Source organism: Variovorax humicola (assembly GCF_037889915.1).
In the GTDB taxonomy this organism is placed as follows: domain Bacteria; phylum Pseudomonadota; class Gammaproteobacteria; order Burkholderiales; family Burkholderiaceae_C; genus Variovorax; species Variovorax humicola.
The window spans coordinates 490,945-516,395 of sequence record NZ_JBBKZV010000002.1; the positions used below are offsets into that span (position 1 = coordinate 490,945).

Genomic DNA, 25,451 nt, shown 5'->3' on the forward strand with positions numbered 1-25,451 from the left:
GCACTGCGGTGCGAGCGCCTTCGGGCGGCCGGGCGGCGCTCATGAAACGCCACAAATCCGCATGACCCAGCATGCCGCCGCAAGCGTGTCGGCAGCGCCGCCGGGCGACAGTCGGCGCGCAACGAAATCCTCGGCGATGCCCTGTGCCTGCGCGAGTGCGCCTTCCCCTGCCGCGCCGCCGCCGTCGATGAAATTCCTCGCGGTGTCTTGTGCATGGCGCAAGCCGGCGAGGCCACCACGGTGGGCAAGGTTGCTGTCGTCCAGCACGGCCATCACGTGGAACAGCGTGTCGAGCCGCGCCAATTGCGGCGTCAGGCCATTCGCAAGTCCTCTTGCCAGCGCCGGCACTGCAGTCTCGAACAGCACCGGAAACCCCAACGCCGCTTCCTCCGACGCACCGCGCAGACCCAGCCGCCGCGCGGCAATGCCGCCCGGCAGCGTCGACACGCGCCGGCTGCGTGCCAGCAGCGCGGCGCCCCAGTGCCGGCGCAACACGTCGCGCAGTTGCGCCGGTTGCCAGGGTCCTTCACATTCACATTCGCGCGAAACGGCGCCGGCGGCAGCGCACAGCAGGCCCAGCATGAAGATCGCGCCGCGGTGCGTGTTGATGCCCCGGGTGGCAGCCAGCATGCGCGCCTCGGCTTCGATCCCGCAGCGCTCGAGCACCGCGAAGTCCGCGCCGGCATGGCCAGCCTCGGCAATCCGCACGAAGTAACCGCGCAGCGAGAACAGGCTGCGCATGAAGGTGTGCGCGTCCATGTCGTCGTGGCTGCCGTTGTCGACCAGCGTGACCAGCCCCGGCTTGGGAGTCAAGGCAAGTTCGTCGTGCAACGCCAGTGTGGCGGCGCGGCCGATCGCCGCCGGCGTGAGCCGCTCGACCAGCGGCAGGGGCCTCTTCGCAGCGTTCAGGCTGCGCGCGCCCTCCGGTGAAAAAGCGGCGGCATTCATGCTGCGAGTTCCGTTGGGTGGACGCTTGCGCACCAGGACGTATCCTGCTGCAGCGATGCGCCTGTCAGCCGCTTGACCATCACGGTCCGCGCGCGTCCCGCGCGCCATTGCGACCATTCGCGCCAGGCCACCGCCCGGCCGTCGGCAAACATGAGTTCTCCGTCCAGTCGCGGCTGCGCCACATCAAGGCGGGCCAGTTGCAACACGACCTCGTCGGCATGCGCGGCATCTTTCACCGCGACCCACACATCGAGATCGGAGCCCGGCCGGATGTGATCCAGGCGGCTGAGCGCTTGCCAGCCATAACTGCCGTAGACGCGCGCCGTTGCATCGCAGGCGGCGAGACCGGCTTGCAGATCCCCGGCAGCGACACGCGCGGATTGCGGCAGCAAATGGCTCACGTCGGCCAGCGCGGGAAATTCGTCGAAGCGCAGCAAGGCAGACGGCGGAACATGCAGCGCCAGCCGGCGCCGCGCCCACCGGGACGGCGCCGGCAATCCCAGGGCCACCAGATCGCAGTCGCCAATTCCGGCCGTCTGCCGCGTCACGACCAATGGCAATCGATGTGTTGCCCAGTGCGCCAGGCACTCAGCTGCCTGCACGTCCCACGGCCGGGCAAGCACCGCGGCCCAGCCTTCGCCGGAGAGCCGCACGAGTCGATGTCGGCGCAGCGTTTCCATGGTGCCCGCCCTGCCCCGTCAAGCCGCTGCCAGCACGCGCTGCACGACGGAAGCCGCGAGCTTGCGTCCACCCCGCTCGGCGCCATCCCGCGCGCGCGTGTCCTCCACCGGCGTGTTCCTCAGCGCCTCGCGCAGCGCCCCTGCAAGGTCACCCTCCCACAGCGCGCGAACGCCGCCCATGGCCACGTAGTTGCCCACGCCCGGCGCAAACACCGGGTTCGATTGCGACAGCGCGGTGAGCGTTTCCTCGGAGAGCTTGGTCACCCGCGCCATCGCCGGAATGCGCATCACGCGGATCTCGGCCTCGGGCAGCGCGTAGCAGCCGTCAGCGATCAGGCCGGAGGTGATGAAGCCACCCGAGAGCGCCTGGTCGTACACCAGCCCGATCACCGGATGGCCGCGTCGCCGCGCCAGGTCGATGCACATCCCCAGGTGCGCCATCGCGCGGTTGATGCCCAGGGTCTCATCTCGCCGGCGCAACTGCTGGCCCTGCGTATCGATGAAAAGCAGGATCGGGCGGCCCGGATGCTGCGCGATCGTGTCCAGGATCACGCGCGCCTGTTCCAGCGCCACCGCGACGCCGATCGGTGCGTGATTCGTCGTGCCGACGACCGTGATGGGCTGGCCTTCGAAGATCACGTCGCCTTGCAGGAAATCCCCCGCGGCGCGCATGCCGTGAAAGGAGCCGAAGAGCTGCGTCGCGAGTTGGTTCCAGTGCATGTTCATTCTCCTGGTCATGCCGCACGCAACGCGCGCACTTCGTCCACATCCAATTCGGGTACGCGCCCGGCGTTGTCGATGCCGAGTTCGTGCCAGAGCAGCGTTGCCTGGTCCTCGCCGTCGGTTTCGCACGGCAGCATGCGCAGGCGAGCGTCGAGCAGCGCATGCTCCGCTTCCAGCGCCTCGAGGGTCACCGGCCGCGACACCTTCATCGCGGCGATGGCCGCGGCGCGGAACGCCTGCACGTCGTCCTCGACCAGCGCGTCGCAATCGCCGGTCAGCCAGCGATGCTTGCCGCCGCTGGTGCGCCATACGAGCGCCCGGTCGCGCGAGTCGTATTCCTCCACGCCGTGCGATGCCTCGATGACTTCGGGGCCCGACATCGCGAGGCGGCCCATATCGCTCATCACGATGAAGTCCGCGCAGCGCGCCACGATGCCCATGCCGCCGAAGCAGCCGTTCGCGCCGCCGATGAGAAAGACGACCGGAATGCCCGCGGCGCGCACGTCGAGCACGGCCCGCATCACTTCCGACACCGCGATCAGGCCCGCGTTGGCTTCGTGCAGGCGCACACCGCCCGACTCGGCCAGCACCAGCACGGCAGCCGGCTTGTCGCGCAAGGCGCGCTGCAGCAGGCCGACCAGCTTGGCACCATGCACCTCGCCGACGCCGCCACCCATGAACTCACCTTCCTGCGCGGCGACGAACACCTCGTGCCCATCGAGCCTTGCCCGCCCGATGGCCACGCCGTCGTCGAACGCGGAGGGCACGCCAAGCTGCGCCAGGTGCGGACTGGTCAAGCGCTCGGCCGGCGGAATCCATTCATGAAAACTGCCCACGTCGAGCAACAGCGAGAGCCGCTCGCGAGCGGAACATTCGGCAAAGCTGATCATGCGCACGCTCCTTCCGGCAGTTCGGCCACCGCCTGGTCCAGGCGCAGGCTCACCACGGCGGGCGTGGCGCCCATGTCGTTGATCGAGACGCGCACGCCGCCGATGGGATGGCGTGCGAAGAAGTCGTCCGCCACGGCCTGCCAGATCGGGCCGAAGCCGCGTGCGGAGGTCTCGACGCGCACCGCGCAGTCGTCGCCACCGGCCGCCTCGAGCATCACTTCGAGATTGCCCGAGCCGACCACGCCGACCAGCACCGGCTCAAAGGGCTTGACGCGCCGGCCGCCCGAAAAGGAAAAGTCGAGGGTTTCAAGGCCCACGGGAATGTCGCTCATGTCGTTCTCCTTACCAGTTGCGGAAGCGCTTGGGCGGCTGGTACAGCCCGCCGGATGCGCGCACAAGGTCGCGCATGCTGCGCGCGGCCAGCAGGTTGCGCGTGGCGTCGCGCGGATCGATGCCGAGGTCTTGCGGCCGGCGGATCACACCGCGATCGCGCAGGTTCTCCACCGCGCGCTTGTCGCGCCCCAGTCCTACCGCCGTGTAGCCGGCCACGCCGCGAATCGCCTGCTCGCGCTCCGCGTCGCTGCGGCACATCAGCAGGTTGGCGATGCCTTCCTCGGTGAGGATGTGCGTCACGTCGTCGCCGTAGATCATGATCGGCGGCAGTTCCATGCCGGCCTGTTCCTGCAGCGTCCAGGCGTCGAGCCGTTCGACGAAAGCCGGCTGCATGTGCTCGCGGAAGGTCTCGACCATCTGCACGACGAGCTTCTGCCCGCGTGGCGTACCGGCGGCGCCGCTGCGGCCTTCGCGGGACTCGCGGCCGGCCTTGAGCCAGGCCGGGCTGGAATGGCGCCGGCCGCGCGCATCGGCGCCCATGTTGGGCGCCCCGCCGAAGCCGGCGATTCGGCCCAGCGTCGCGGTCGAGCTGTTGCCGTCGAGGTCCATCTGCAAGGTCGAGCCGATGAACAAATCGCAGGCGTAATGGCCTGCCGCCTGGCAGAACGCGCGGTTGCTGCGCAGGCTCCCGTCAGGCCCGGTGAAGAACACGTCGGAACGCGCACGGATGTAGTCCTCCATGCCCAGCTCCGAGCCGAACGAATGCACCGACTCGACCCATCCCGCTTCGATCGCCGGAATCAGCGCCGGATGCGGATTCAACGCCCAGTGCTTCGCGATCTTGCCCTTCAGGCCCAGCGATTCACCATACGTCGGCAGCAGCAGCTCGATGGCCGCCGTGTCGAAGCCGATGCCGTGGTTCAGCCGCTGCACGCCGTACTCGCCGTAGATGCCCTTGATCGCCATCATCGCCATCAGCACCTGGATCTCGCTGATCTGCGCTGGGTCGCGCGTGAACAGCGGCTCGATGAAGTTGGGGCGTGGCGCCTTCACCACGAAGCTGACCCAGTCGGCCGGGATGTCGATGCGCGGCAGCGTGGTCGTCGTGCCGTCGACCAGTTCGTTCACCTGCGCGATGACGATGCCCCCTGAAAACGCCGTGGCCTCGACGATGGCCGGCGTGTCTTCGGTGTTGGGGCCGGTGTAGAGGTTGCCCTCGGCATCGGCCGCCTGCGCCGCCACCAGCGAGACCTTCGGCGACAGGTCGACGAAGTAGCGCGCGAACAATTCGAGGTACGTGTGGATCGCGCCGATTTCGATGCGCCCGGCCGACACCAGCTTGGCCAGCCGCGCACCCTGCGGCCCCGAGAAGCTGAAGTCGAGCCGCGATGCGATGCCGTTCTCGAAGATGTCCAGGTGTTCCGGCAGCGCCAGCACCGACTGCACCATGTGCAGGTGATGCACGCGTTGCGGATCCAGTTGCACCAGCGCCTTCGCCAGGAAGTCGGCCTGCTTCTGGTTGTTGCCTTCGAGGCAGACGCGGTCGCCGGGTTCGAGCACGGCTTCGAGCAGCTTGCCGATGCCTTCGGTCGCCACGCACTTGCCCTTGAGTTGCGAGCCGAGCGCTTGCGAGACCCGCGCCAGCCGCTCGGCGCGGTTGTCGGCCTTGGTGTTCCAGTTCATGCGGTCCATGTCGGCAACCTCAGTGCACAAGTGCCTTGACGGCGAAGAACAGCAGCGACGGCCCCAACAGGCAACCGAGGCCGGTGTGGAAAGTCGCGACCAGCGCGCCGTACGGCACCAGCTTGCGGTCGGTGGCGGCAAGCCCTGCCGACACGCCGCTCACCGTGCCCGCCAGGCCGCCGAATACCATCGCCGAACGCGGCGTCTTCAGCCCCAGGAACTTGGCCGCGATTGGCGTGCCGACCATGACGATGATGGCTTTCACCAGCCCCGTGGCGATGCTCAGCGCCATCACGTCCGGCGTGGCGCCGATCGCTGCGCCGGTCACCGGTCCGACGATGTAGGTCACCGCACCGGCGCCGATGGTCGTCATGCTCACCGCGTCCGAGTAGCCGAAGCTCCAGGCGATCGCGGCGCCGACGATGAAGGGCAGCACCGTGCCCAGCAACAGCGCCACCACGCCGATCAGCCCCGCCTTGCGCGCCTCGGTCGCCTGCACTTCGAAGGCCGTTGCGACGATCGCGAAATCGCGCAGCATCGCGCCGCCCATCAGGCCGATGCCGCCGAACAGCGACATGTCCGCCAGCCCCTTGTGGCCGCCGGTCTGCGTGCCGCCCCAGTAGGCCAATGCCAGGCCGATCACGATGGCGATGGCCGAACCGTGGACGCGGCCGAAGGTGAGCCGACGCGAGATCTGTCCCGAGACCAGGACGATGAAGCCGACGACGGCGAAGGCGGTGACGAGGCCGTTCAGGGCCGCGGCTTTTTCAAGGATTTCGAGCATGGCGTTCACTCCGCGTCAGCAAGCAAGGGGTTGTCGTGAAGCATCGGCGTGGAGACCGGTTCGTCGTCGGCCGGGCGCTCCATCCGGTTGATCACCGCGATGGCGACGGCGCAGGTGCCCACCGCCGCGATTGCCGACAGCAGTGCCACCGGGCCGCCGCGCAGTGCCGAGACCATGTCCTGCTGGGCCGCCATGGCAACGACCACCGGGATGTACATCGCGCCCCAGTACTCCACGCCAAGCTCGGTGAGCTTGGGCAGCATGTCCTTCTTCTGCATGTAGAGCCTGGCAAAGATCAGCAACAGCATCGCGATGCCGACACCGCCCACGTTGGTCTTGACGCCGAGCGCCTGCCCGAGCAAGTCGCCGATGAAGATGCCGAGCAGATGGCAGACAGCCAGCAGCGCGGTGCCGTAGATGATCATGGTTGGGTCTCCTGGGTTCGTGCCGCGCGACTGCGCGACCCGGAGGAACTTGGCGCTGTTTTCTGCCGTTCAGATGCAGCGCTGTTCCCTGGAGACGAAAGGTACCGACCGCACCCGATACGATCAATTAACCACCCGAGCGCAAAAACGCGCGCGGTGAAATGATCGAGGGTTAACCCGCAATCGACCGTGGCGCGTCCGCGCCGCTCAGGCCAGTTCCGCCCGGGCCTTTCGGCACACCGCCAGCAGCGCCAGAAGATTCGGATCGCGCTCGCGCGTGCGCAGGAAGCTGACGCCGATCTTCTGCCGCATCAGGTAGCGCTCCTGCAGCGGAATCAGTTGCACCCGCTGCGGCATCACGCTGCGCACGCGGCCGGGCAATAGCGTGTAGCCGATGCCGCCGCTCACCAGGTTCATCAGCGAAAAGATGTCGCCGGTTTCCATGACGACATTCGGCGTGAAGCCGGCGATGCGGAACGACTCCTGGAAGCCGGTGTAGGTCACGAAGCCCTCGCCCAGGCTCACGAAGTGCTCGTCCGCGCAGGTACTCAGGTCGACCTCGGGGAGATCGGCGTAGCGCGAGCCGGTCGGCGCGGCGAAGAAGATGTCGTCCTCGAACAGCAGCTCCGACTCGACGTCGGCCGCACCTTCGGGCTTGCCGATCAGCGCGGCATCGACCGTGCCGTCGCGCAGGCGCTGCAGCAGGTCGGCATTGGAACCCAGCACCAGTTCCAGGTGCAGTTCCGGCTTGCGGACTTTCATTCCCATGACGATCGCCGGCACCGTGCGGCTGGTCAGCGAAAAAAGCGAACCGATCCGGATGCTGTCGGCCGAATAGCCAGCCAGTTCGCGCGTAGAGCGGATGCCGTCGGCCATGGTGCGCAACACCTCCCGTGCCACCTCGGCCAGTTCGCGCGCGGCGTCGGTGGGATGCAGGTTGCGGCCCTCGTGGCGAAACAGCGCGCATCGAACGCCGGCTTCCAGCGAATGCAGCGCCCGGTGCACGCTCACCGTGCTGATGTCGAGTCGCTCCGCGGCCCGCGCGAGATTGCCGGTCTCCATGAACGCCAGGAGGATTTCGAGCTTGCGGAATGTGATTTCCTCGTCGATGCGGATGAGCATGGGAAGGGTTTCGCTGGTGGGGTTCCGGGTGTGGCGGATTATTGAGGCGAAGCGGGGCCGCAGGCCTTCTCAAATTCCAAAGCGATTCGACAATGACCCTTGCCACTTGGCCGTGAATAACACCAAAGGTCAGCCCAAGCGTCGGCGCGCATCAGCGTAGCCGAGTTCGAATGCCGCCTTCACACTCGATTTCCCGGTGCAGTCCCAAGTAGACACCGGAATCCTTTGGCTCGGCTGCCAGTAGGTACGTCCGTTTTGATGGAAGTACGCCGGGCGGTCAGGATAGTGGCGCGTCAGCAAGATCAACGTGCGCGCCTGCTCTTCAGTGGATTGGCTGGACTGGCGCGTTGTCCATGTAGCCGCCATCGAACGCCCACCGGCCGTCCAGCATCACCGGATGCGTCACCGGGGGTGCTGCGGCCGAGGCATTCAGCCGTTCCTGCGCCGCTTGGAAGGAACTGCAATGCTGAAGGTCGTAGAACTGCTGTCGCAAGCCCAAGAATCGCGGCAGACGCGGATGAATGCTGTGGCTGATCTTCTTGTCCACGATGTACGCCGGGTGGCCGCGACCGTTGATAAATGGCTGACGAGACCTTCATTCCCGGCAGAAATCCGATGCTGCAACTGCTCCATTTCCTGCCGGCTCTCGCCTTGCATGCGACTCCACCGCATGGCGCTAGTAGTTCATTGAGTCTGTCGACCAATAAGGCCGGCAGGCGGACTGCTATCACAAAGTTGCGTCAGCCACGCCTGTTCAGCAGGGCTGGTTTCGCTCATTCTTGCCGCGCTCAGAATCGTCGAGGTCGCATTCGCGGATATTTCGCGGGCATTCGCAGGGCGACTTGTATTCAACAGGAGCCATGTGAGAACGTGCTCCCGTGCAAGGGGAAGGGATGTCTTGCCGCTCGCTGAAGGCCATGTGTTTCCGTCGGGGTCAATGGGCGCAAATTGAATCAGATTCGGCGACCCGACACGCGAGAGGATCACCGGACAAACGATCCCGTATTTCTGGTCCGAGAGCATCGTACAAACCGCTCCGTTGCGCATGCCTGCGTTGAGAATCTCGCAGCCCTCGCGGGTCACTGTCAAACGGACCGGAATATTGGCAATGCCCAGTGCTCTGAATGTGGCGAGCGCAACGGCACTGAAGTTGCCGAGCATGCACAGCACAAAAATCATGGACAGCACGGCAAAGATGACGCCCCTGACCATTGCTTTGGTCGTGCCGAAATGCGTAACGACTGCGTTCTGAATCACTTGCAGTACGCACCAGATTGCCATCGCCCTATATACCGGCCATTCGGACTTCTCTCCCGGATCTCGCAAATTGATGAGCCACTCCAGCGACAGCGAGAGAGTGAGTACCCAGATCGAGCCGAGCCACCAAAACTCGAATAGAACATCTGCGCCGGTCCACCAACTTCGTTTTCCTGAGTTTGTCCGCTTTACTGAATGCAGTGCAAGACAGCACGCAAGCAACAGGCTCCATGAGATCAATTCAAAAAGTATCTGATCGCTTGAAATCCGCAACCAGTCAGGCCAAGCGACTTGGCCCCATCGGCTGTATTGCAGAACGATAAGGAGGACGAAAAGCAATGCCGGAACGCTGCTCCAGGCAACGTATTCGGCTCTCAGCTTCGCCGGCAACCGGGAACTCAACATTCCACTGGCAATCAGTGCGGGTACCAACCCAGTGCTGCCGAGGAAAAAGAAAATCATCAATCCCAGCACTGACACGGCTGCAAGAAGTGCCGCCGAGCCCGCCAAATCGAGATCCGGCATGTGCTTGAGCGAGACAAAGAGTTGCAGTGTCATCAAGCCGCCGACGACCAGGACCAAGGTGAAGATGGTCTTGATCTGGCTCCCTATTTCCGAGCCAATCCACCGAGCCTGGCTGGATGGCGACTTTTGAGTTCCGCGCCGAAGCTCCTTTCTAAATTTGAACTTCATGTTGCCTCTCCATGCATGCGTTTCCTCCTTGCTGCGATCCATGTGTTCACCGTTCACTTCGAAAGTGCACCGTCAACTCCATTTGCGACTTCGCCGCTCTCCGTCGTGCGCACGGACACAGCGCCGGGGCGCGGGCGGATCGAGGGAAAGATTTGGTCCCACAGTTCGAGCGCCTGTAGATCTGAAATGCTCGATGGGCCCTTTGGGGCGATCTTCTTGCCGCCAACAATCACCGACTCGCCCGTGATCATGAGGACGAACATGTAGGGTTGAGCGACGCTCTGGTTCTTCGCGTCGGTCTCGGCCATGAAGACCTGCTGATAGGCGGATTGAGAACCAGCGGTTCTTGCATTCTCGGAAGGCGCCGTGGCAAGAACCTCCTGCGCCTTCATGCCACCGAGCGCTTGCTTGCTCTGGCGCAGAACATCGATGCTCGGGACATCGATGCGCGGGCGAAATGGTCCAGGCTCTGGCGGACGCCTTGCGCGGGAGAACAAGCTCTCGCTCGGCTGGCCGGCGAGCGCGTTGTATTCGATCTCCAGGCGAAGGTCGGGCGCGGACCCGCTCTCGAAATTGAAGGACGTAGCCTCGTTGCTCTGGCCGATGTCGAAGACCACGCCCTGGAAGCAGAATCCGGCCTGGGCATCGCGGGACTGCGGGTTCCAGGGGCGCAATTGGGCTGCGATCTGCTTGAGCCGGACTTCAGCGGGTTTGGGGTCGATGTTGCGGTAGTTGATGGACGCCAATGAGGACTTCTTGTCGTAGGAGTGCTGCTGATAACGAACATAGCGCTGCCCGACCAGTTGATGCACTTCGCTCTGGATGATGTTGTCGTAGATCTTGTCGTCATGCCGCCGAAACAGCGCCGCACCACTGGCGATCTTTTCTGCATGCAGCAGCATCGGTCCCTTGGTCGCCCGGTTGATCGTCTCGTTCAGTTCCTTGTATCGCGCGGCGACTCGGGCATTGAACTGTTCGGGCGTGAACAACTCGGGCTCCATGGTGGCGTCGACCGTTTCGAAATCCTTGTCGAGCCCGTAATAGAACCTGATGGCGAGTGCCGGGCCGGAGTCTTGCTGGAAGTCGGCTGGCAGATCGATGAGGAAGCGACCCAGGCAGTGGGTACGGCGTTCGGTGGGGATGGTGGCCATGGGTGTGAAGGAGGGAGGCTGGACCTGCGCGCAGGCGACCACAACGAGCGCTGCCGCGAGCGCCCAACCCGTGCCCACGAGCCGTTTCAAATCCGGCTTCATGCGCTCCCCTCTCCGCCACGCCCCTTCTGCGCTCGCACTCGCTGAGCCTCCTGCTTGCGAGCCAAGTCTTCACCCCACACATCCAGTTCGCGCCGCCACGTCCATTCCGTATACGGCCGGAACTGCGGCTCATCGGTGACGTCGGGTTGGAACACCGTGCCGGCCAGTCGCGGCTGGAAGATTCGTGGCTCCGCGTAGTACGCGTTAAATCGGTAGGCTGGATGATTCACCTGCTTCATCCAGAAGCCGCCGCGCGGACACACGTCGCCGAAGCGGCAGCGCGGCGTGACGTCGCCCATCTGCGTCATGCCCATGGGCAGCGCGCCGGGGCGCGGGCGGATCGAGCCGATGGCCTCGCTCCACAGCTTGAGGGCCTGCGCGTCGGAGATGCTGGATTCGCCTTCGGGTTTGATCTCCTTGTCTCCCTCCATGACGCTGGCGCCGGTCCTGAGCCGTATCGACATCTGTGGCTGGGCGAAGTTCTGCTGGTCCGTCCGGGTTTCGGTCCGGAAGACGTGCTGCACCACCGGGGCGGTCGCCTTCGCGAGCACCTCCTCGGCGTTCATGCCGCCCACGGTGCGTGTGTTCCAGCCGAGGTACTCGATCTTGCCGCGCAGAGCGGGAGGCATCGGACGCTTCATTCGGTCGAACAAGCCTTCCTCGGGTTGGCCGGTGACCGCGTGGTAGTCGACAGTGAACCAAACATCGGGTATCGATGCGCTACCGAAGCTGAAGGTTGCGACCTCATCGCTCTGTCCGATGTCGAAGACCACGCCCTGAAAGCAGAAGCCGGGCTGGGAATCGCGGGACTGCGGGTTCCAGGCGCGCACTTGGGCTGCGATCTGCTTGAGGCGGTCTTCGGCGGGTTTGGGGTCGATGTTGCGGTAGTTCTTGGCGCCCAGGGGAGACTTGCTGTCGGTGGAGCGTTGCTGATAGCGAACGTAGCGCCCCCCGACGAGTTGGTGAACTTCGCTCTGAATGGCGTTGGCATAAAACTCACTGTCCAGCCTTCTCAGCAGCACGGCATCGTTGGCGATCTTCTCGGCATGCAGCAACATCGGAGCTTGCGTCTTCCGATTGATCGTCCGTTCCAACTCCTCGTGGCGCGCCATGCCACGTGTACTGAACTGCTCAAGCGTGAACAAGCCGGGCTCCACGGTCGCATAGACCCGTTTGAAGTCCTTGTCGAGCCCGTAATAGAACTCGGTGGTGAGCGCCGGGCCGGAGTCTTGCTGGAAGTCGGCTGGCAGATCGATGAGGAAGCGGCCCAGGCAGTGGGTGCGCCGTTCGGTGGAGATGGTGGCCATGGTCGTGGGTGTGAAGGAGGGAGGCTGAACCTGCGCGCAGGCGTTGGCGAGGAGCGCCGCGGAGAGCGCCAGAAGAGGACGCAGCCGTGCGCACAGGCTGAAGCGGAATGCCGGACTGGTCGTCATTGCGCGATCTCCCGCGTGGAGGCTTTGATGGGCAGCGCCTGCGCCGCGATCTTGATCAGGCTGTAGACGGTGACCTGCTGCGCGGTGGCATGCCTGTAGGCTGCTTCGTGCTCCACGCCCGAGATGCGGAACACCTGCTGGACGCGGTCGCAATCGGCCGGTGCGCGGCCCGAGGAAGCAGGCACGGTGCCGTCACCCGTGCCGTCATGGCCGCCGGCGTGCAGCTCCCAGAAGCCTGCACCGTAGCCCTCGCCTTTGACGTGCTCGGGCGTGAGGCCCCGCAGGTCCACCTGCTGGGGCGTCATGCTGAAGACTTCCTGAGGTGTGCCGGGTGGCGGCGTTTGCGCGGGCGGCTGGGAGAGTTCGTCTCGCTGCGCTGGCTGTATTCCCTCCTTCATGCGCCAGACGATGCGCTCGAAGCTATTGATCCTGGTCTTCTTGATCGTTTCGTCGGCCGTATCCGCGCCGTAGAAGACATAGGTGTTGGCGTGGTAGTCAGTCCGCGGGGAGAGGGTTTGATGAAAATTGACGGCGCTATCGAGGTACGTTTCCACGTAGTCCCCCCACTCTATGGGTTGTCCATCCTTTGGCGAGAGCCATTCCTCCTTGACCAGTGCCCACCATCGGTCGCGGCGCGCATAGATTTCGCTGTATGGATTCTGCTGCGGCAGTGCCTGCTCCACGGTTTTGCCGTCCGGCCCTTTCACCTCCAGCCATCCTGGGCTGTAGTGCTGCGTGGGCAGCAGTTGCAGTGCGCCGGGCGCCTGGGCGAAGACTGCGGTGGTCTCCTTGCCGCTGTGGCCAATCACCCAACTCGTGAGCCAGTCCTCATCGGCCATGCCGACCTTGCAGCGGCGGTAGGCCACGGCCGCGCCGTTGGTGGGCATCACGCCATGCACCACACCGGCAATGAGTATGTCCATGTCCGGCAGCTTGGCGCAGGCACGCGCTACCATCCCGCCCATGCTGTGCGTCACCACGATGACCTGCTGGCAGAACGAGTTCACGCCGTCGTGGTGGCGCTTGATGATTTCCTGGATGCGCGCGGCCAGGCGTTCGGCCGACACGCTGTTGTCGTCCAGCCAGTTGTAGCCGCAGGCGTAGACGGGCATGAGCCAGTCTCCGGTGCGCTTGATTTCTTCTTCAGTTGGCGGCGGTGCATCCTTGATCGGGCGCCAGGGCGCATCGCGCTCGCCGCCGGGCGGGCGCTTCTTCTGGAGTTCCTCGTACTTCTGCCCCACGGTGGGTCCGTCGCCATTGCCCTTGCGCGGCCCGTTGAGCGTGTCTTCGAGCAGGCACAGGAACGCGTGGTAGCTGCCTTCGCCGACTTCACCCCACCCGCGCTCGGTGTAGATCTTCGGGTTGTCGACCGAGCCGTGTGACTTCTTGGGTACCGCGCCGCGTTCGTCGACCTGCGTTCGGGCCGGATGCAGCACCTTTTGACGCTTGGCTGCGTTTTCTCCCATCTTGTTGATGAGCAGCCCAACCGGTGGCCCGAGGGGGCTGTTGTCGAGCCGCCAGACGGTCTCCCGTTCTTTGCTCTTATCGCGCAAATTGCTCCCCATGATCCCCGGCACGAACACCACCGGAAGCACGTGCGCGGGCTCGTATTGAAGGAACACCGGGTCGGTGCGCGAGGTCTTGGTGAGTTGAACGAGGTATTCAGGCCCATCCGGGCCGCTGGCCATGGGCCGGGCGATGCGCTCGCCCGTTTCTTGAGTTGTTGTCACTAAAGCTCCCTGTTGTGTTGTTGTGACGATTCAGTTCATGGGTCTGGCCGGGCTCATCGTCGTCGGCCCAGCAGCTTGATTCGCAGGCTGGCAGGATCGATGTTTTTCTGCATTGAAATGCGCCCCGCCGCGTCGGTCACGCCTTCCTCGGTGCTGCCGTCGGCGTGGGTGAGCCGGTAGCGCACGTCGGCTTGCGGCTCGTTGGTGCGCGGATGCCTGACGACGTAGCGGTCGTCGAACCGGGTGTCCGCCCATTCGCGGCTGGCGATGCCCGCGCTCTTCGGTCCGGTGAAGTTGCTGCTGGCGCTGTGGACGACAAATTCGCCTTCGCAGCCGATTTCGACACGGCCGCGCGTGAGGCGTATGTAGCTTCCGTCGCCGTTGAACTGCACGCCCTTCTTGCCGGTGATGTGCACCCAGTCGTCGTTGGAGAGGATCTCGACCACCTTCTGCGCCACCAGCTCGATGTGCTCGCTTTGCGCCTCGATGCGCACCGGCCCGTGCCGCGAGAACAGGGCAACGTCCTTGCTCGCGACGAAAGCGATCTTGCCGTTCACGGTGCCATGCCAGGAGCCTTGTACGGCAAAGCTCAGGTGCTTGCCGGTGGTGATGGCAGTGTGGTCCGCGCTGTGCAGGTGGGTGCTGCCGGCCGTGGTGGCGGCGATGCCGGCCGGGCTGCTCCACACCAGATGCGGCTGGCTGAATTCGGGGAAGTCGCCCGATGCATCGCCCTTGATTTCGGCGTTTTGTGCTTTCAGCGCGGCGGCGGTTTCGCTCTGTTCATGATCCTTCTGCTGGGCGCCGGCCTGCTGGGCCAGCTCGGCAAGGGTTTCCTGCTGCTCGCGCGCCAGGGTGAGCCGGCCAAGCGTTTCGGCCATGGCCTTGATCGCGCCTTGAGCGCGCGGGCGTGGCTCGGTCGTGACGAGCATGCCGTGCGCTCTGACCACGCCCTGTGCGTCGGTGCGCAGTTCGAAGCCTTCTCCGCGCTGGTCTTTGCGCCCTTGATGGTCTTCCACCCGGGCGATGTGGCCGAGGGCCAGGCTGCTGTCCTTGTGGTCACTCTTGAGCTGGGCCTGAATCCTGCCCTCGGTGTCGTCGAGCAGAAGATGGTTGCTGCGCCCGGCGCTGGCATTGCCGCCGCCGGGGGTGAGTTCGCGGCTTCGGAATCCGCTGAGGGCGGCTTGGCCGGGCAGGCTCCATGGAGGCAGGTTGTTCTGGTTGTGAACACGGCCGGTGCAGATCGGAAGATCGGGGTCGTTGCCGATGAAATCGATGACCACTTCCTGGCCGATGCGGGGGATCTGCACGCCGCCCAACTGGTTGCCTGCCCACGGGCTGCTGACGCGCACCCAGCAACTGCTTCGCTGATTCTTCTGGCCAAGGCGGTCCCACGGAAACTGGACCTTGATACGGCCGAGTTCGTCGGTCCAGAGTTCCTTGCCTTCCGGACCGACAACAAGTGCGGTTTGCGGACCGCTGAGCGGCTTCGACCGAAGGGGCTCAGGCCGGAGCGGCTGGCTGGTCGGATGAGCCGTGAGGTCGACTTGAACATGCCATTGCTGCCCGCGCTCGCGGTGCGCGTCAGGAGGCTGGCTATTGCGTCCGACATCTTCGATCACCAGCCGGCTTTGCAGCAGGAGGTATTGGATGTTCGCGGCATTCCGGGGATGGTCGTGCAGCTTGAAGCTGTGGCCTGGCACCATGCCGCGCAGGTTGCCCTGCCCTTGCGCGCGTTGCCCGTCGCCGCGCAGGGATTCCACGCGCATGCGGGCAAACTGCCGGCCTTCGTCGTGTGGGTCGTTGGGGTCCTTGGCGCTGCCGGCGCGGGGCTGGGCGTAATGGCTTGCGGCTTGGTCGGCGTGCCACTCGTAAATCTCGCCATCGGCCAGGCCCGTCGGCCGGGGATCATGGCGGCTGATGCTCAGGTCTGCACGCGGCCGCGTGTAGTCGTAGTCTCGGGTGGCATAGCCGCCGCTGGTGAGGCGGTTCGTGCAGGCAAAGGCGTGAAGGTATTCGGCGTCGGTCTTCCATCCGGGCGGGTGGTAGTCGACGGTCTGATACGCGACGCTAGGCATGGCCTTGTAGGCGCCCATGTTGTCGATGAGTACGAGGCGGTGCGCGCCGTCGCTGTGCTCGAAGAAATAGTTGATGCCCCATTCCTGACACAGCCGCTCGAAGAAGGCGAAGTCGGTTTCGTTCAGCTGGGTCTGGTAGTCGCGTACGGGGTAGGTTTCCACGAGCCGCTTTACCACCGGGAAGGTGTACGCGCCCAGCAGTTCATCGAGTGTCTCGACCACCGTCTGGTTCTGGAAGACCTTGCAGTCGCTTCGGAGGTCGGCGCGGTGCAGCCACGGCCGCAGGGTGAGCGCGTAGCGAAAGTGCCGGCCTTCTTCGCCGAGCATGCGAGCGTCTGTAACGATCGCATTGATCTGGCGTTCGCCGGCGCCAAGGTGATCGGCAACTGCGCCGACTCTGCCGGGGACGAAGGTGCCCGCACCATCGAGCTGAATGGTGCAGTTGATCTCGCGGCCGATGAGTCCATCGAGATCGATGTTGGCCCCTGCGGCTCGCCCGGTGCCGGAGAACTCGAATTCGGGTGTCTTCAGCAGCAGTTCGTATTCGAACAAACTGTTTAGACCTTCAGTTCCCGACAGGCGTACCGGATGCAGTAACGGCTGGCCGAGGTACTCCGGCAGTGCTGAGCCAGAGATCGAAAGGGTATGGGTGTGCTTGCCTCTGAATGGGCTGTTCATGTCGCCTCCTTGACGTTGACATCGATGGTTTTTGATTCTTGTGTAGGCGTTGCTGGCAGCATTGGCGGCGTCTTGCCGGAAATCGGCCGGCTGATCGATCAGGAAGCGGCCTGAACAATGGGTGCCCCGCTCATTCGGGTTGGTGCTAGCGCTCGTGGTGGGTGTGGGGGATGGCTGGACCTGTGCGCAGCCAGCAACGGCAAGTGCCGCCCACTAGGCCAGTCCCGCACCCACTAACAGGATGGAGTCCGGCTTCATGTCTCTCCCCTTCCCTCGCGCCCCTTCTGCGCCTGCATCCGTGCGTGCGCTTCCTCTTTGAATCGGGCGCTGCGTTCGCCGCTCTCGTTCAACTCGCGCCGCCAGGTCCATACGGTGTAGGGCTGGAACCGCGGCTCGTCGGCGCTGTCAGGGCGAAACACCGTGCCTTCCAGTTGCGGGTGGAACACGTGGGGGTCGGCGTGATAGGCGTTGAATCGGTAGTCGGGATGGTTGATCTGCTTCATCCAGTAGCCGCCGCGCGGACACACGTCGCCGAAGCGGCAGCGCGGCGTGAGGTCGCCCATCTGCGTCATGCCCATGGGCAGCGCGCCAGGGCGCGGGCGGATCGATGCGATGGCCTCGCTCCACAGCTTGAGGGCCTGCGCATCGGAGATGCTGGATTCGCCTTCGGGTTTGATCTCCTTGTCTCCCTCCATGACGCTGGCGCCGGTCCTGAGCCGTATCGACATCTGTGGCTGGGCGAAGTTCTGCTTGTCCGTCCGGGTTTCGGTCCGGAAGACGTGCTGCACCACCGGGGCGGTCGCCTTCGCGAGCACCTCCTCGGCGTTCATGCCGCCCACGGTGCGTGTGTTCCAGCCAAGGTACTCGATCTTGCCGCGCAGAGCGGCAGGCATCGGACGCTTCATTCGGTCGAACAAGCCTTCCTCGGGTTGGCCGGTGACCGCGTGGTAGTCGACAGTGAACCAAACATCGGGTATCGATGCGCTACCGAAGCTGAAGGTTGCGACCTCATCGCTCTGTCCGATGTCGAAGACCACGCCCTGAAAGCAGAAGCCGGGCTGGGAATCGCGGGACTGCGGGTTCCAGGGGCGCAGTTGGGCTGCGATCTGCTTGAGGCGGTCTTCGGCAGGTTTGGGGTCGATGTTGCGGAAGTTGATGGACTCCAATGAGGACTTCTCGTCGTAAGACTTTTGCTGATAACGAACATAGCGCTGCCCGACGAGTTGATGCACTTCGCTCTGGATGGTGTTGTCATAGAACTCAGCGTCATGCCTTCTCAACAGTACGGCATCGTTGGCGATCTTCTCGGCATGCAGGAGCATCGGAGCTTGCGTCTTCCGATTGATCGTCCGTTCCAACTCCTCTTGGCGCGCCATGCCACGTGTACTGAACTGCTCGGGCGTAAACAACCCGGGCTCCACAGTCGCGTAGACGGTCTCGAAATCCTTGTCGAGCCCGTAATAGAACTCGGTGGTGAGCGCCGGGCCAGAGATTTGCCGAAAGTCGGCTGGCAGATCGATGAGGAATCGGCCCAGGCAGTGGGTGCGTCGTTCGGTGGGGATGGTGGCCATGGTCGTGGGAGTGAAGGCGGGAGGCTGGACCTGTGCGCATGCAGTGGCGAGGAGCGCTGCGGACAGCGTCAGAAGGGGACGCAGCCGTGCGCACAGGCTGCAGCGGAATGCCGGACGGGGCGTCATTGCACGGTCTCCCGCGTGGCGGCTTTGATCGGCAGCGCCTGCGCCGCGATCTTGATCAGGCTGTAGACGGTGACCTGCTGCGCGGTGGCGTGCCTGTAGGCTCCTTCGTGCTCCACGCCCGAGATGCGGAATACCTGCTGGACGCGGTCGCAATCGGCCGGTGCGCGGCCCGAGGACGCGGGCACCGTGCCATCGCCCGTGCCGTCATGGCCGCCGGCGTGCAGTTCCCAGAAGCCTGCACCGTAGCCCTCGCCTTTGACGCGCTCGGGCGTGAGGCCCCGCAGGTCCACCTGCTGGGGCGTCATGCTGAAGACTTCCTGAGGCGTGCCCGGTGGCGGCGTTTGCGCGGGCGGCCGGGGGTGTTCGCCTTGCTGCGGTGGCGGTATTCCCTCCTTCATGCGCCAGACGATGCGCTCGAAGCTGTTGATCTTGGTCTTCTTGATCGTTTCGTCAGCCGTATCCGCGCCGTAGAACACATACGTGTTGGGGTGGTAGTCGGTGCGTGGAGAGAGGGCCTGATGGAAGTCAATAGCCTTCTTGAGATAGTCCTGTAGGTAGTCCTTCCACTTGATGGGCTGTCCGTCCTTTGGCGAGAGCCATTCCTCTTTGACCAGTGCCCACCATCGGTCACGGCGCGCATAGATTTCGCTGTATGGGCTCTGCTGCGGCATGGCCTGCTCCACGGTGTTGCCGTCTGGCCCCCGGACTTCGAGCCACCCCGGCGTGTAGTGCTGCGTCGGCAGCAGTTGCAGTGCGCCGGGCGCCTGGGCGAAGACTGCGGTGGTCTCCTTGCCGCTGTGGCCAATCACCCAACTGGTGAGCCAGTCCTCGTCGGCCATCCCGACCTTGCAGCGGCGGTAGGCCACCGCCGCGCCGTTGGTGGGCATCACGCCGTGCACCACGCCGGCAATGAGTGTGTCCATGTCCGGCAGCTTGGCGCAGGCCCGCGCCACCAGCCCGCCCATGCTGTGCGTCACCACGATGACCTGCTGGCAGAACGAGTTCACGCCGTCGTGGTGGCGTTTGATGATTTCCCGGATGCGCGCGGCCAGGCGTTCGGCCGACACGCTGTTGTCGTCCAGCCAGTTGTAGCCGCAGGCGTACACGGGCATGAACCAGTCTCCGGTGCGCTTGATTTCTTCTTCAGTGGGTGGCGGCGCATCCTTGATCGGGCGCCAGGGCGCATCGCGCTCGCCGCCGGGCGGGCTCTTCTTCTGGAGTGCCTCGTACTGCTGCCCGACCGTGGGTCCGCCATTGCCCTTGCGCGGGCCGTTGAGCGTGTCTTCGAGCAGGCACAGGAACGCGTGGTAGCTGCCTTCGCCGACTTCGCCCCAGCCGCGCTCGGTGTAGATCTTCGGGTTGTCGACGGAGCCGTGTGACTTCTTGGGTACCGCTCCGCGTCCGTCGACCTGCGTTCGGGCCGGATGCAGCACCTTTTGACGCTTGGCTGCGTTTTCTCCCATCTTGTTGATGAGCAGCCCAACCGGTGGCCCGACAGGACTGTTGTCGAGCCGCCAGACGGCCTCCCGCTCATTGCTCTTATCACGCAAATTGCTCCCCATGATCCCCGGCACGAACACCACCGGCAGCACGTGCGCGGGCTCGTATTGAAGGAACACCGGGTCGGTGCGTGAGGTCTTGGTGAGTTGAACGAGGTATTCAGGCCCATCCGGGCCGCTGGCCATGGGCCGGGCGATGCGCTCACCCGTTTCTTGAGTTGTTGTCACTAAAGCTCCCTGTTGTGTTGTTGTGACGATTCAGTTCATGGGTCTGGCCGGGCTCATCGTCGTCGGCCCAGCAGCTTGATTCGCAGGCCGGCAGGATCGATGTTTCTCTGCATCGAAATGCGCCCCGCCGCGTCGGTCACGCCTTCCTCGGTGCTGCCGTCGGCGTGGGTGAGCCGGTAGCGCACGTCGGCTTGCGGCTCGTCGGTGCGCGGATGCCTGACGACGTAGCGGTCGTCGAACCGGCTGGCCGAGGTACTCCGGCAGTGCTGAGCCAGATATCGAAAGGGTATGGGTGTGCTTGCCTCTGAATGGGCTGTTCATGTCGCCTCCTTGACGTCGACATCGATGGTTTTTATTCTTGTGTAGGCGTTTCGTGTCGAATGTGGCGACAAAAAGGCCGGGAACACTTTAGCAGGGCACTTGGTGCAAATGCCAATGTCGGCGGTCCTCCAAAAGGAGGACGTGCACGTGGTGGCCGGGTAAACCGTCGCCAGCTCGGTTCAAGCGGCCGAGCCTGCCGGGCTCCGACCTCGGCCATGACGGCGTCGGTGACCGTGCTCACAGCGAGCCGCGCCGCGGCTCGCGCTGCTGCACGGCGCGAGGGTCTGGCCGAGTCCTACGGATTCAGCGGTTGCTCGATCCGGGCGTAACGCGAATAGATCGCCGCGCGCCGGGCCGGATCCTGGTCGACATTGACGCGCGACAGATCCCCGTTTACGTGCGGCAGCGCCAGCAGCCGCGGGTCCATGACACGGAACCACAGCGCCGGGACATACGAGAGCGGAAACATGCCGAAATAACCGCTCGGCAATTGCGGAAGCTGTTCGAAATGCCGCAGCGACTGGTAGCGCCGCGACGGATAGGCATGGTGGTCCGAATGCCGCTGCAGGTGGAAAAGCGCCAGGTTGGTGACCAGGTGGTTGGTGTTCCATGAATGGTGGGGCTGCGGCGTTTCGTATTTGCCGTTCGGAAGCCGGTTGCGAAGCAGTCCGTAGTGCTCGACATAGTTGGCCGATGTGAGCTGCCACCATGCCACCACGTTGTGCACGGCCAGGAACGGCAGCATGACCCAGCCGAAAGCGATGATCAGCCCGACCTGCAGCACCGCCGTCACGGCATAGCTCTGCAGCATGGTGTTGTGCACGCTCCAGACCGGCTTGCGCAGAAGCGCGAGCCGCTCGGCTTCCAGCGTCCACGCGCGGCGCATGCCGCCCGGCAGTTCCCGGCAGGCGAAGCGATAGATGCTCTCTCCCATGCGGGCGCTCGCATGGTCCTCCGGCGTCGACACCGACCGATGATGGCCCCGCCCGTGTTCGACCGTGAAGTGGCCATAGGCCGGCACGGCCAGCACCAGGCGGGCCAGCCATTGCTCGATCGCCGTCTTCTTGTGTCCGAGTTCGTGCCCCGTGTTGATGCCCAGGCCCGAGTCGGTGCCGGCCACGTAGGCGAGCATCAGCAGCGCCCACCACGACAACGAATGCGTTCCCACCCACCAGGCACAACCGATGAGCGCGACGAAATGGAGCGGCACCGTCACCCACGTCAGCCACCGGTAGTAGCGCTCCTGCTCGAGTTGGGGCACGACGGCCTCGGGCGGGTTGTTCCGGTCTTCTCCGATCAGGAAATCCAGCAGCGGCATCAGGCCATAGCTGATCAGCAGCGGCAGGCCCAGCGCGATTTCCTGCCCGGTTACGGCATGCAACGCCATCCCGGTGAACGGCAGCAATGGGTAGACCACGGACAGCAGCCACCACCAGCGCTTCCGGTCGCGATACTCGACGCGCTGGTGGTCGGAATCGACGGAACGATACAGCCTCGTCATGCGATGCACCTCGGTGCGAACGTCGGCATTGTTGGCCTAAAGCCCCCCAAAGGCAATCCGTTGGAAACCGGGTGCCTCCTTGCAGAATGCACCGTCATGCAACCCAATCAAATGGAGACAGATGCCCATGCAGATGCGATCCAAGGCCGTGGTTTTCCGCGGTGAAAAACTGACCGTCCACGTCGAGGACATCCTGGTGGATCCGCCCGGCCCGGGCGAGGTGATGATCAGGATGGCGGCCTGCGGCGTCTGCCACAGCGACCTTTCGGTGACCAACGGCACCCTGCCCCTGGCGCCGCCCATCATCCTGGGGCATGAAGGCGCGGGGGTGATCTCGCAGGTCGGCCCGGGCGTGGCCGGCCTGCAGGTTGGCGACCACGTGATCAGCAGCTTCGTCCACACCTGCGGCAAGTGCCGGCACTGCGTGACCGGCCGGGCCAACCTGTGCGACGCCGCCAGGGCCACGCCGGGCGCCCTCTTCGGCGGCCATCTGCGCACCAGCGACGCCAGCGGCCGGCCGCTCAACGTCATGGCCGGCTGCGGCGTCATGGCCGAATACGCCACGCTGCACGAAAACAGCGTCGTGAAGATCACGCCGGACGCGCCACTGGACCGCTGCGCCCTGATCGGCTGCGGCGTCATGACCGGCTGGGGCGCCGTCTGCAACACCGCGAAGGTGGAGCCCGGCACGGCCTGCGTGGTGTTCGGCGCGGGCGGCGTCGGGCTCAACGCCATTCAGGGCTGCCAGGCGGCCGGCGCGACCCTCATCGTGGCGGTCGACACGCTCGCCAGCAAGCTGGAACTGGCCAAAACCTTCGGCGCCACCCACGTCGTCGATGCATCGAAGTCCACCAACCTCGTGAAGGAATTGCGCGGTCTCACCGACGGCGGCGCCGACTATGCCTTCGAATGCGTGGGCCACGGCGATATCGTGGCGCAAGCCTATGGCTGCCTGCGCAAGGGTGGCACCGCCATCGTGGTGGGCGTCGCGCCGCCGGACAACACCACCTCCATTCGCACCGCCAGCCTGGCCTTCGAGGAGAAGACGCTGAAGGGCAGCTTCTACGGCTCGACCCGCCCGCGGCACGACTTCCCGCGGCTGGTGTCGCTCTACCAGGCGGGCAAGCTCAAGCTCGACGAACTCATCACGCGCCGCTACCCGATCGAGGAAGCGCCGCAGGCCTTCGACGACCTGGCCCAGGGGCGCAACGCGCGCGGCGTGATCGTGTTCGATTGACGCGAGTTGCCGCTACCAGAATCCGACGCCGTAGTAGCGGTGCACCGTCCGGCCAAACTCGTCGTTGTAGTCCGGCACGTCCGCGTCGTCGTAGCGCGGCGCCTTTTCCAGCATGGCCTTGTCGAGCGGCACGACATAGCCATTCATGGAAGGGTCGTAGCTCAGCAGGTCCCACGGGACCGGGTACCGGTCGGTGCCCACCCCGAGGAAGCCGCCGAATTCGAGCACGGCGAAGCGGACCTGGCCGGAGCGCTTGTCGATCATCAGGTCGTCGATGGTGCCCAGCTTGTCGCCGGACTTGTTGAAAACGGCCGAACCCTCGACTCTCTCCGAGGAAATGACGTCGCTGGGTGTCGTGGTGACGGGTGTCATGGAACGCTCCTTGGTTGCGAGGAGCCTTTCAGCATGCGCGCAACGGCCTTCGCGGGGATCGGGATTCACCGCATCGGCGTGTAGGCCGCACGCCATCCCGCGCCGCGGCGCACGGACGGCGAGACTCCGTCAGGCGCCGGGGCGCGCCGTTGTCGCGGTAGCCGGCACGGCTACGGGCGCCGCCAGCGTCGCCGGCGCCACCTCATCGGCATCCTCCAGCCAGTCATTGATCAGCGTGTAGGCCACTGCCAGCATCACCGGCCCGACGAATATGCCGACCAGCCCGAAGCCCAGCAAGCCCCCGATCACGCCCGCGAAGATCAGCAGCAAGGGCAAGTCGGCGCCTCGCTTGATGAGCATGGGCCGGATGAAGTTGTCCATGGTGCCGACGATGACCGTCCATATGCCGAGGAAGATGCCCCAGCCCGTCTCGCCATTCCAGAAGATCCAGATCGTCGCCGGAGCCAGCACCAGCGTCGGGCCGATCTGAACGATGCACATCATGAACATCACCGCCGTCAGCAGCGCGGCGAACGGCACGCCCACGATGGCCAACCCGAGGCCGCCCACCACGGCCTGCACGATGGCTGTCACGCCGACCCCCAGGGCCACGCCGCGAATCGCCTTGCTGGCCAGGATGACGGCATCTTCGCCGCGCGCACCGGCGAGCCTGCGCCCGAATCGCCGAACCACGACCGCGGCCCCTTCTCCGTTGGCATACATCGCGCCCGCGATGGCCACGGTCAGCACGAACTGCAGCGTCAGTGCACCGACCACCCCCGCCTGCGCAAACAGCCAGGTCGTGACCTGCCGCGCATAGGGCGTGACCTTGGCCTCCACGCCCGACACGCCCGACGCCACCAGGTCGCTCCACGCGGTCGCCGCCTTCGGCCCGACGAAGGGCAAGGTAGCAATCCAGCCAGGCAGCTGCGGCGGGCCCTCGCTGATCAGCGACTTGACCCAGACGACGACGTCATCCGCGTTGGCGGCGATGGTCGAGATGGCCAATGTCAGCGGCAGCACGAACACCAGCAGCAGGATCAACACCATCACCAGCACGGCCAGGGCGCGCTTTCTCCACAGCTTCGCCTCGATCCACAGGAGCGCGGGCCATGTGGCCACCACCACCATGGTGGCCCAGATCGTCGCGCCCAGGAAGGGCCGGAGAATCCAGAGGGACGACGCGATCAACAGAACGATCGTCAAAACGCCAAACGTAATCTTGGCCAGGTCGGAACGGGGCTCGGTCATGGTGGACACCTCTCTTGCTGCGATGCCCGGAGTGTGCGCGAGCCGCGGCAAGGATGTGTCGCTTGAGTGCCACAAGTGGCGAGCGCAGGATCGAACAACCCGCGCCCATCGCGCCGGTTTCGATCAAGCCGCCGCTTCGGCCTGCGCCATCAACTCCTGCTTCCTCGCTGCAAGCTGGTCCTTGAGGGCGACGAGATCCATCGCCGAGGCGCGCGCCTGCGGGAACATCTCTTCGCGCTCTTCCTTCACGTGATGGTCGATCTGCTCGCCCAGCACGACGACCTTTGCGTCGAACAGCGGTTCGTCGGCGGACATGGCTTCGATCTGCGCGATCAAGTCCTTGGCACCCGCATGCTCGACGGTGGCTTCGTCCATCAGGGGATCGTCGTCCAGCGCCGCGCGCGCGGCGGGATAGAAGATTTCCTCCTCGATAGTGGCGTGCACCGTCAACGCGCGGCAGATTTCGTCCGCCAGCGCCTTGCGCTTCTGAGCAGGGGCCTTGGCTTCGGCGAGCTTGTTGAACGCCTGGAACTGCTTCTTCACCGCGATGTGGTCGGCATCGAGTAGATCGACAGCGTCATTCTTCTTCGGGGGTGCTTTGCTCATGATGGGTTCCTTTGTGGGGTGGGGGTGGGGTT

General features: G+C 64.9%; 23 protein-coding genes. 1 reads left to right on the forward strand and 22 read right to left on the reverse strand.

All coding sequences use genetic code 11. The features are described from left to right. Positions 1-39: 39 nt before the first annotated feature. The 19 genes from WKW80_RS06205 to WKW80_RS06295 all read right to left on the reverse strand — a co-directional run bounded on the left by WKW80_RS06205 (position 40) and on the right by WKW80_RS06295 (position 21,953). Positions 40-948 (reverse strand): triphosphoribosyl-dephospho-CoA synthase, encoded by a 909-nt coding sequence (locus WKW80_RS06205; protein ID WP_340362668.1) that lies wholly within the window; start codon positions 946-948, stop codon positions 40-42. Next, complete coding sequence (gene mdcG, locus WKW80_RS06210) at positions 945-1,628, reverse strand: malonate decarboxylase holo-[acyl-carrier-protein] synthase (protein WP_340362669.1); 684 nt, start codon at positions 1,626-1,628, stop codon at positions 945-947. Before mdcG ends, WKW80_RS06205 begins: the two co-directional genes overlap by 4 nt. 18 nt (positions 1,629-1,646) lie before the next feature. Further along, positions 1,647-2,348, reverse strand: coding sequence for a biotin-independent malonate decarboxylase subunit gamma (locus WKW80_RS06215; RefSeq protein ID WP_340362670.1), 702 nt, complete (start codon positions 2,346-2,348; stop codon positions 1,647-1,649). A gap of 14 nt (positions 2,349-2,362) precedes the next feature. Further along, on the reverse strand, positions 2,363-3,241 hold the full coding sequence (locus WKW80_RS06220) for a biotin-independent malonate decarboxylase subunit beta (protein WP_340362671.1): 879 nt from the start codon (positions 3,239-3,241) through the stop codon (positions 2,363-2,365). After that, entirely contained in the window at positions 3,238-3,573 is a 336-nt protein-coding gene (mdcC, locus tag WKW80_RS06225; RefSeq protein WP_340362672.1) for a malonate decarboxylase acyl carrier protein, read from the reverse strand. Before mdcC ends, WKW80_RS06220 begins: the two co-directional genes overlap by 4 nt. Before the next feature lie 10 nt (positions 3,574-3,583). Beyond that, positions 3,584-5,266, reverse strand: coding sequence for a malonate decarboxylase subunit alpha (mdcA, locus tag WKW80_RS06230; RefSeq protein WP_340362673.1), 1,683 nt, complete (start codon positions 5,264-5,266; stop codon positions 3,584-3,586). A 10-nt stretch (positions 5,267-5,276) separates the two neighbouring features. After that, complete coding sequence (madM, locus tag WKW80_RS06235; RefSeq protein ID WP_340362674.1) at positions 5,277-6,041, reverse strand: malonate transporter subunit MadM; 765 nt, start codon at positions 6,039-6,041, stop codon at positions 5,277-5,279. Positions 6,042-6,046: 5 nt separating this feature from the next. Beyond that, positions 6,047-6,466, reverse strand: a complete 420-nt coding sequence (gene madL, locus WKW80_RS06240) for a malonate transporter subunit MadL (RefSeq protein ID WP_340362675.1) — start codon at positions 6,464-6,466, stop codon at positions 6,047-6,049. 207 nt (positions 6,467-6,673) lie between these two features. Then, a complete protein-coding gene (locus tag WKW80_RS06245; RefSeq protein ID WP_340362676.1) occupies positions 6,674-7,588 on the reverse strand; it encodes a LysR family transcriptional regulator in 915 nt (304 codons plus the stop codon). A 322-nt stretch (positions 7,589-7,910) separates the two neighbouring features. Further along, positions 7,911-8,135: a patatin-like phospholipase family protein gene (locus tag WKW80_RS06250; protein WP_340362677.1), complete on the reverse strand. Its 225-nt coding sequence runs from the start codon at positions 8,133-8,135 to the stop codon at positions 7,911-7,913. A gap of 137 nt (positions 8,136-8,272) precedes the next feature. Beyond that, positions 8,273-9,538, reverse strand: coding sequence for a hypothetical protein (locus WKW80_RS06255; RefSeq protein WP_340362678.1), 1,266 nt, complete (start codon positions 9,536-9,538; stop codon positions 8,273-8,275). Between the two features lie 53 nt (positions 9,539-9,591). Further along, on the reverse strand, positions 9,592-10,791 hold the full coding sequence (locus WKW80_RS06260; protein ID WP_340362679.1) for a T6SS immunity protein Tli4 family protein: 1,200 nt from the start codon (positions 10,789-10,791) through the stop codon (positions 9,592-9,594). Further along, complete coding sequence (locus WKW80_RS06265; protein WP_340362680.1) at positions 10,788-12,224, reverse strand: T6SS immunity protein Tli4 family protein; 1,437 nt, start codon at positions 12,222-12,224, stop codon at positions 10,788-10,790. Before WKW80_RS06265 ends, WKW80_RS06260 begins: the two co-directional genes overlap by 4 nt. Next, complete coding sequence (locus WKW80_RS06270; RefSeq protein WP_340362681.1) at positions 12,221-13,954, reverse strand: esterase/lipase family protein; 1,734 nt, start codon at positions 13,952-13,954, stop codon at positions 12,221-12,223. The genes WKW80_RS06265 and WKW80_RS06270 overlap by 4 nt, the downstream gene beginning before the upstream one ends. Before the next feature lie 53 nt (positions 13,955-14,007). Continuing rightward, positions 14,008-16,707, reverse strand: a complete 2,700-nt coding sequence (locus WKW80_RS06275) for a type VI secretion system Vgr family protein (RefSeq protein ID WP_340362682.1) — start codon at positions 16,705-16,707, stop codon at positions 14,008-14,010. A gap of 254 nt (positions 16,708-16,961) precedes the next feature. Beyond that, positions 16,962-18,278 (reverse strand): T6SS immunity protein Tli4 family protein, encoded by a 1,317-nt coding sequence (locus WKW80_RS06280; protein WP_340362683.1) that lies wholly within the window; start codon positions 18,276-18,278, stop codon positions 16,962-16,964. A 122-nt stretch (positions 18,279-18,400) separates the two neighbouring features. Continuing rightward, positions 18,401-20,131 carry an esterase/lipase family protein gene (locus tag WKW80_RS06285; protein WP_340362684.1) on the reverse strand — a complete coding sequence of 577 codons (1,731 nt, stop codon included), beginning with the start codon at positions 20,129-20,131 and terminating at the stop codon, positions 18,401-18,403. A gap of 53 nt (positions 20,132-20,184) precedes the next feature. Beyond that, a complete protein-coding gene (locus WKW80_RS06290) occupies positions 20,185-20,316 on the reverse strand; it encodes a hypothetical protein (RefSeq protein WP_340362685.1) in 132 nt (43 codons plus the stop codon). 431 nt (positions 20,317-20,747) lie between these two features. After that, complete coding sequence (locus WKW80_RS06295) at positions 20,748-21,953, reverse strand: alkane 1-monooxygenase (RefSeq protein ID WP_340362686.1); 1,206 nt, start codon at positions 21,951-21,953, stop codon at positions 20,748-20,750. A gap of 127 nt (positions 21,954-22,080) precedes the next feature. On the opposite strand from WKW80_RS06295, the gene WKW80_RS06300 reads away from it, so the two are divergent. Beyond that, positions 22,081-23,190, forward strand: coding sequence for a zinc-binding dehydrogenase (locus tag WKW80_RS06300; protein ID WP_340362687.1), 1,110 nt, complete (start codon positions 22,081-22,083; stop codon positions 23,188-23,190). 12 nt (positions 23,191-23,202) lie between these two features. On the opposite strand, the gene WKW80_RS06305 is transcribed toward WKW80_RS06300, so the two are convergent. The 3 genes from WKW80_RS06305 to WKW80_RS06315 all read right to left on the reverse strand — a co-directional run bounded on the left by WKW80_RS06305 (position 23,203) and on the right by WKW80_RS06315 (position 25,419). Next, the gene (locus WKW80_RS06305; protein WP_340362688.1) at positions 23,203-23,562 is read right to left on the reverse strand and encodes a PRC-barrel domain-containing protein; all 360 of its coding nucleotides are present in this window, start codon (positions 23,560-23,562) and stop codon (positions 23,203-23,205) included. A 129-nt stretch (positions 23,563-23,691) separates the two neighbouring features. After that, the gene (ydiK, locus tag WKW80_RS06310) at positions 23,692-24,813 is read right to left on the reverse strand and encodes an AI-2E family transporter YdiK (RefSeq protein ID WP_340362689.1); all 1,122 of its coding nucleotides are present in this window, start codon (positions 24,811-24,813) and stop codon (positions 23,692-23,694) included. Positions 24,814-24,936: 123 nt separating this feature from the next. Continuing rightward, positions 24,937-25,419 carry a hemerythrin domain-containing protein gene (locus tag WKW80_RS06315; RefSeq protein ID WP_340362690.1) on the reverse strand — a complete coding sequence of 161 codons (483 nt, stop codon included), beginning with the start codon at positions 25,417-25,419 and terminating at the stop codon, positions 24,937-24,939. Positions 25,420-25,451: the final 32 nt, after the last annotated feature.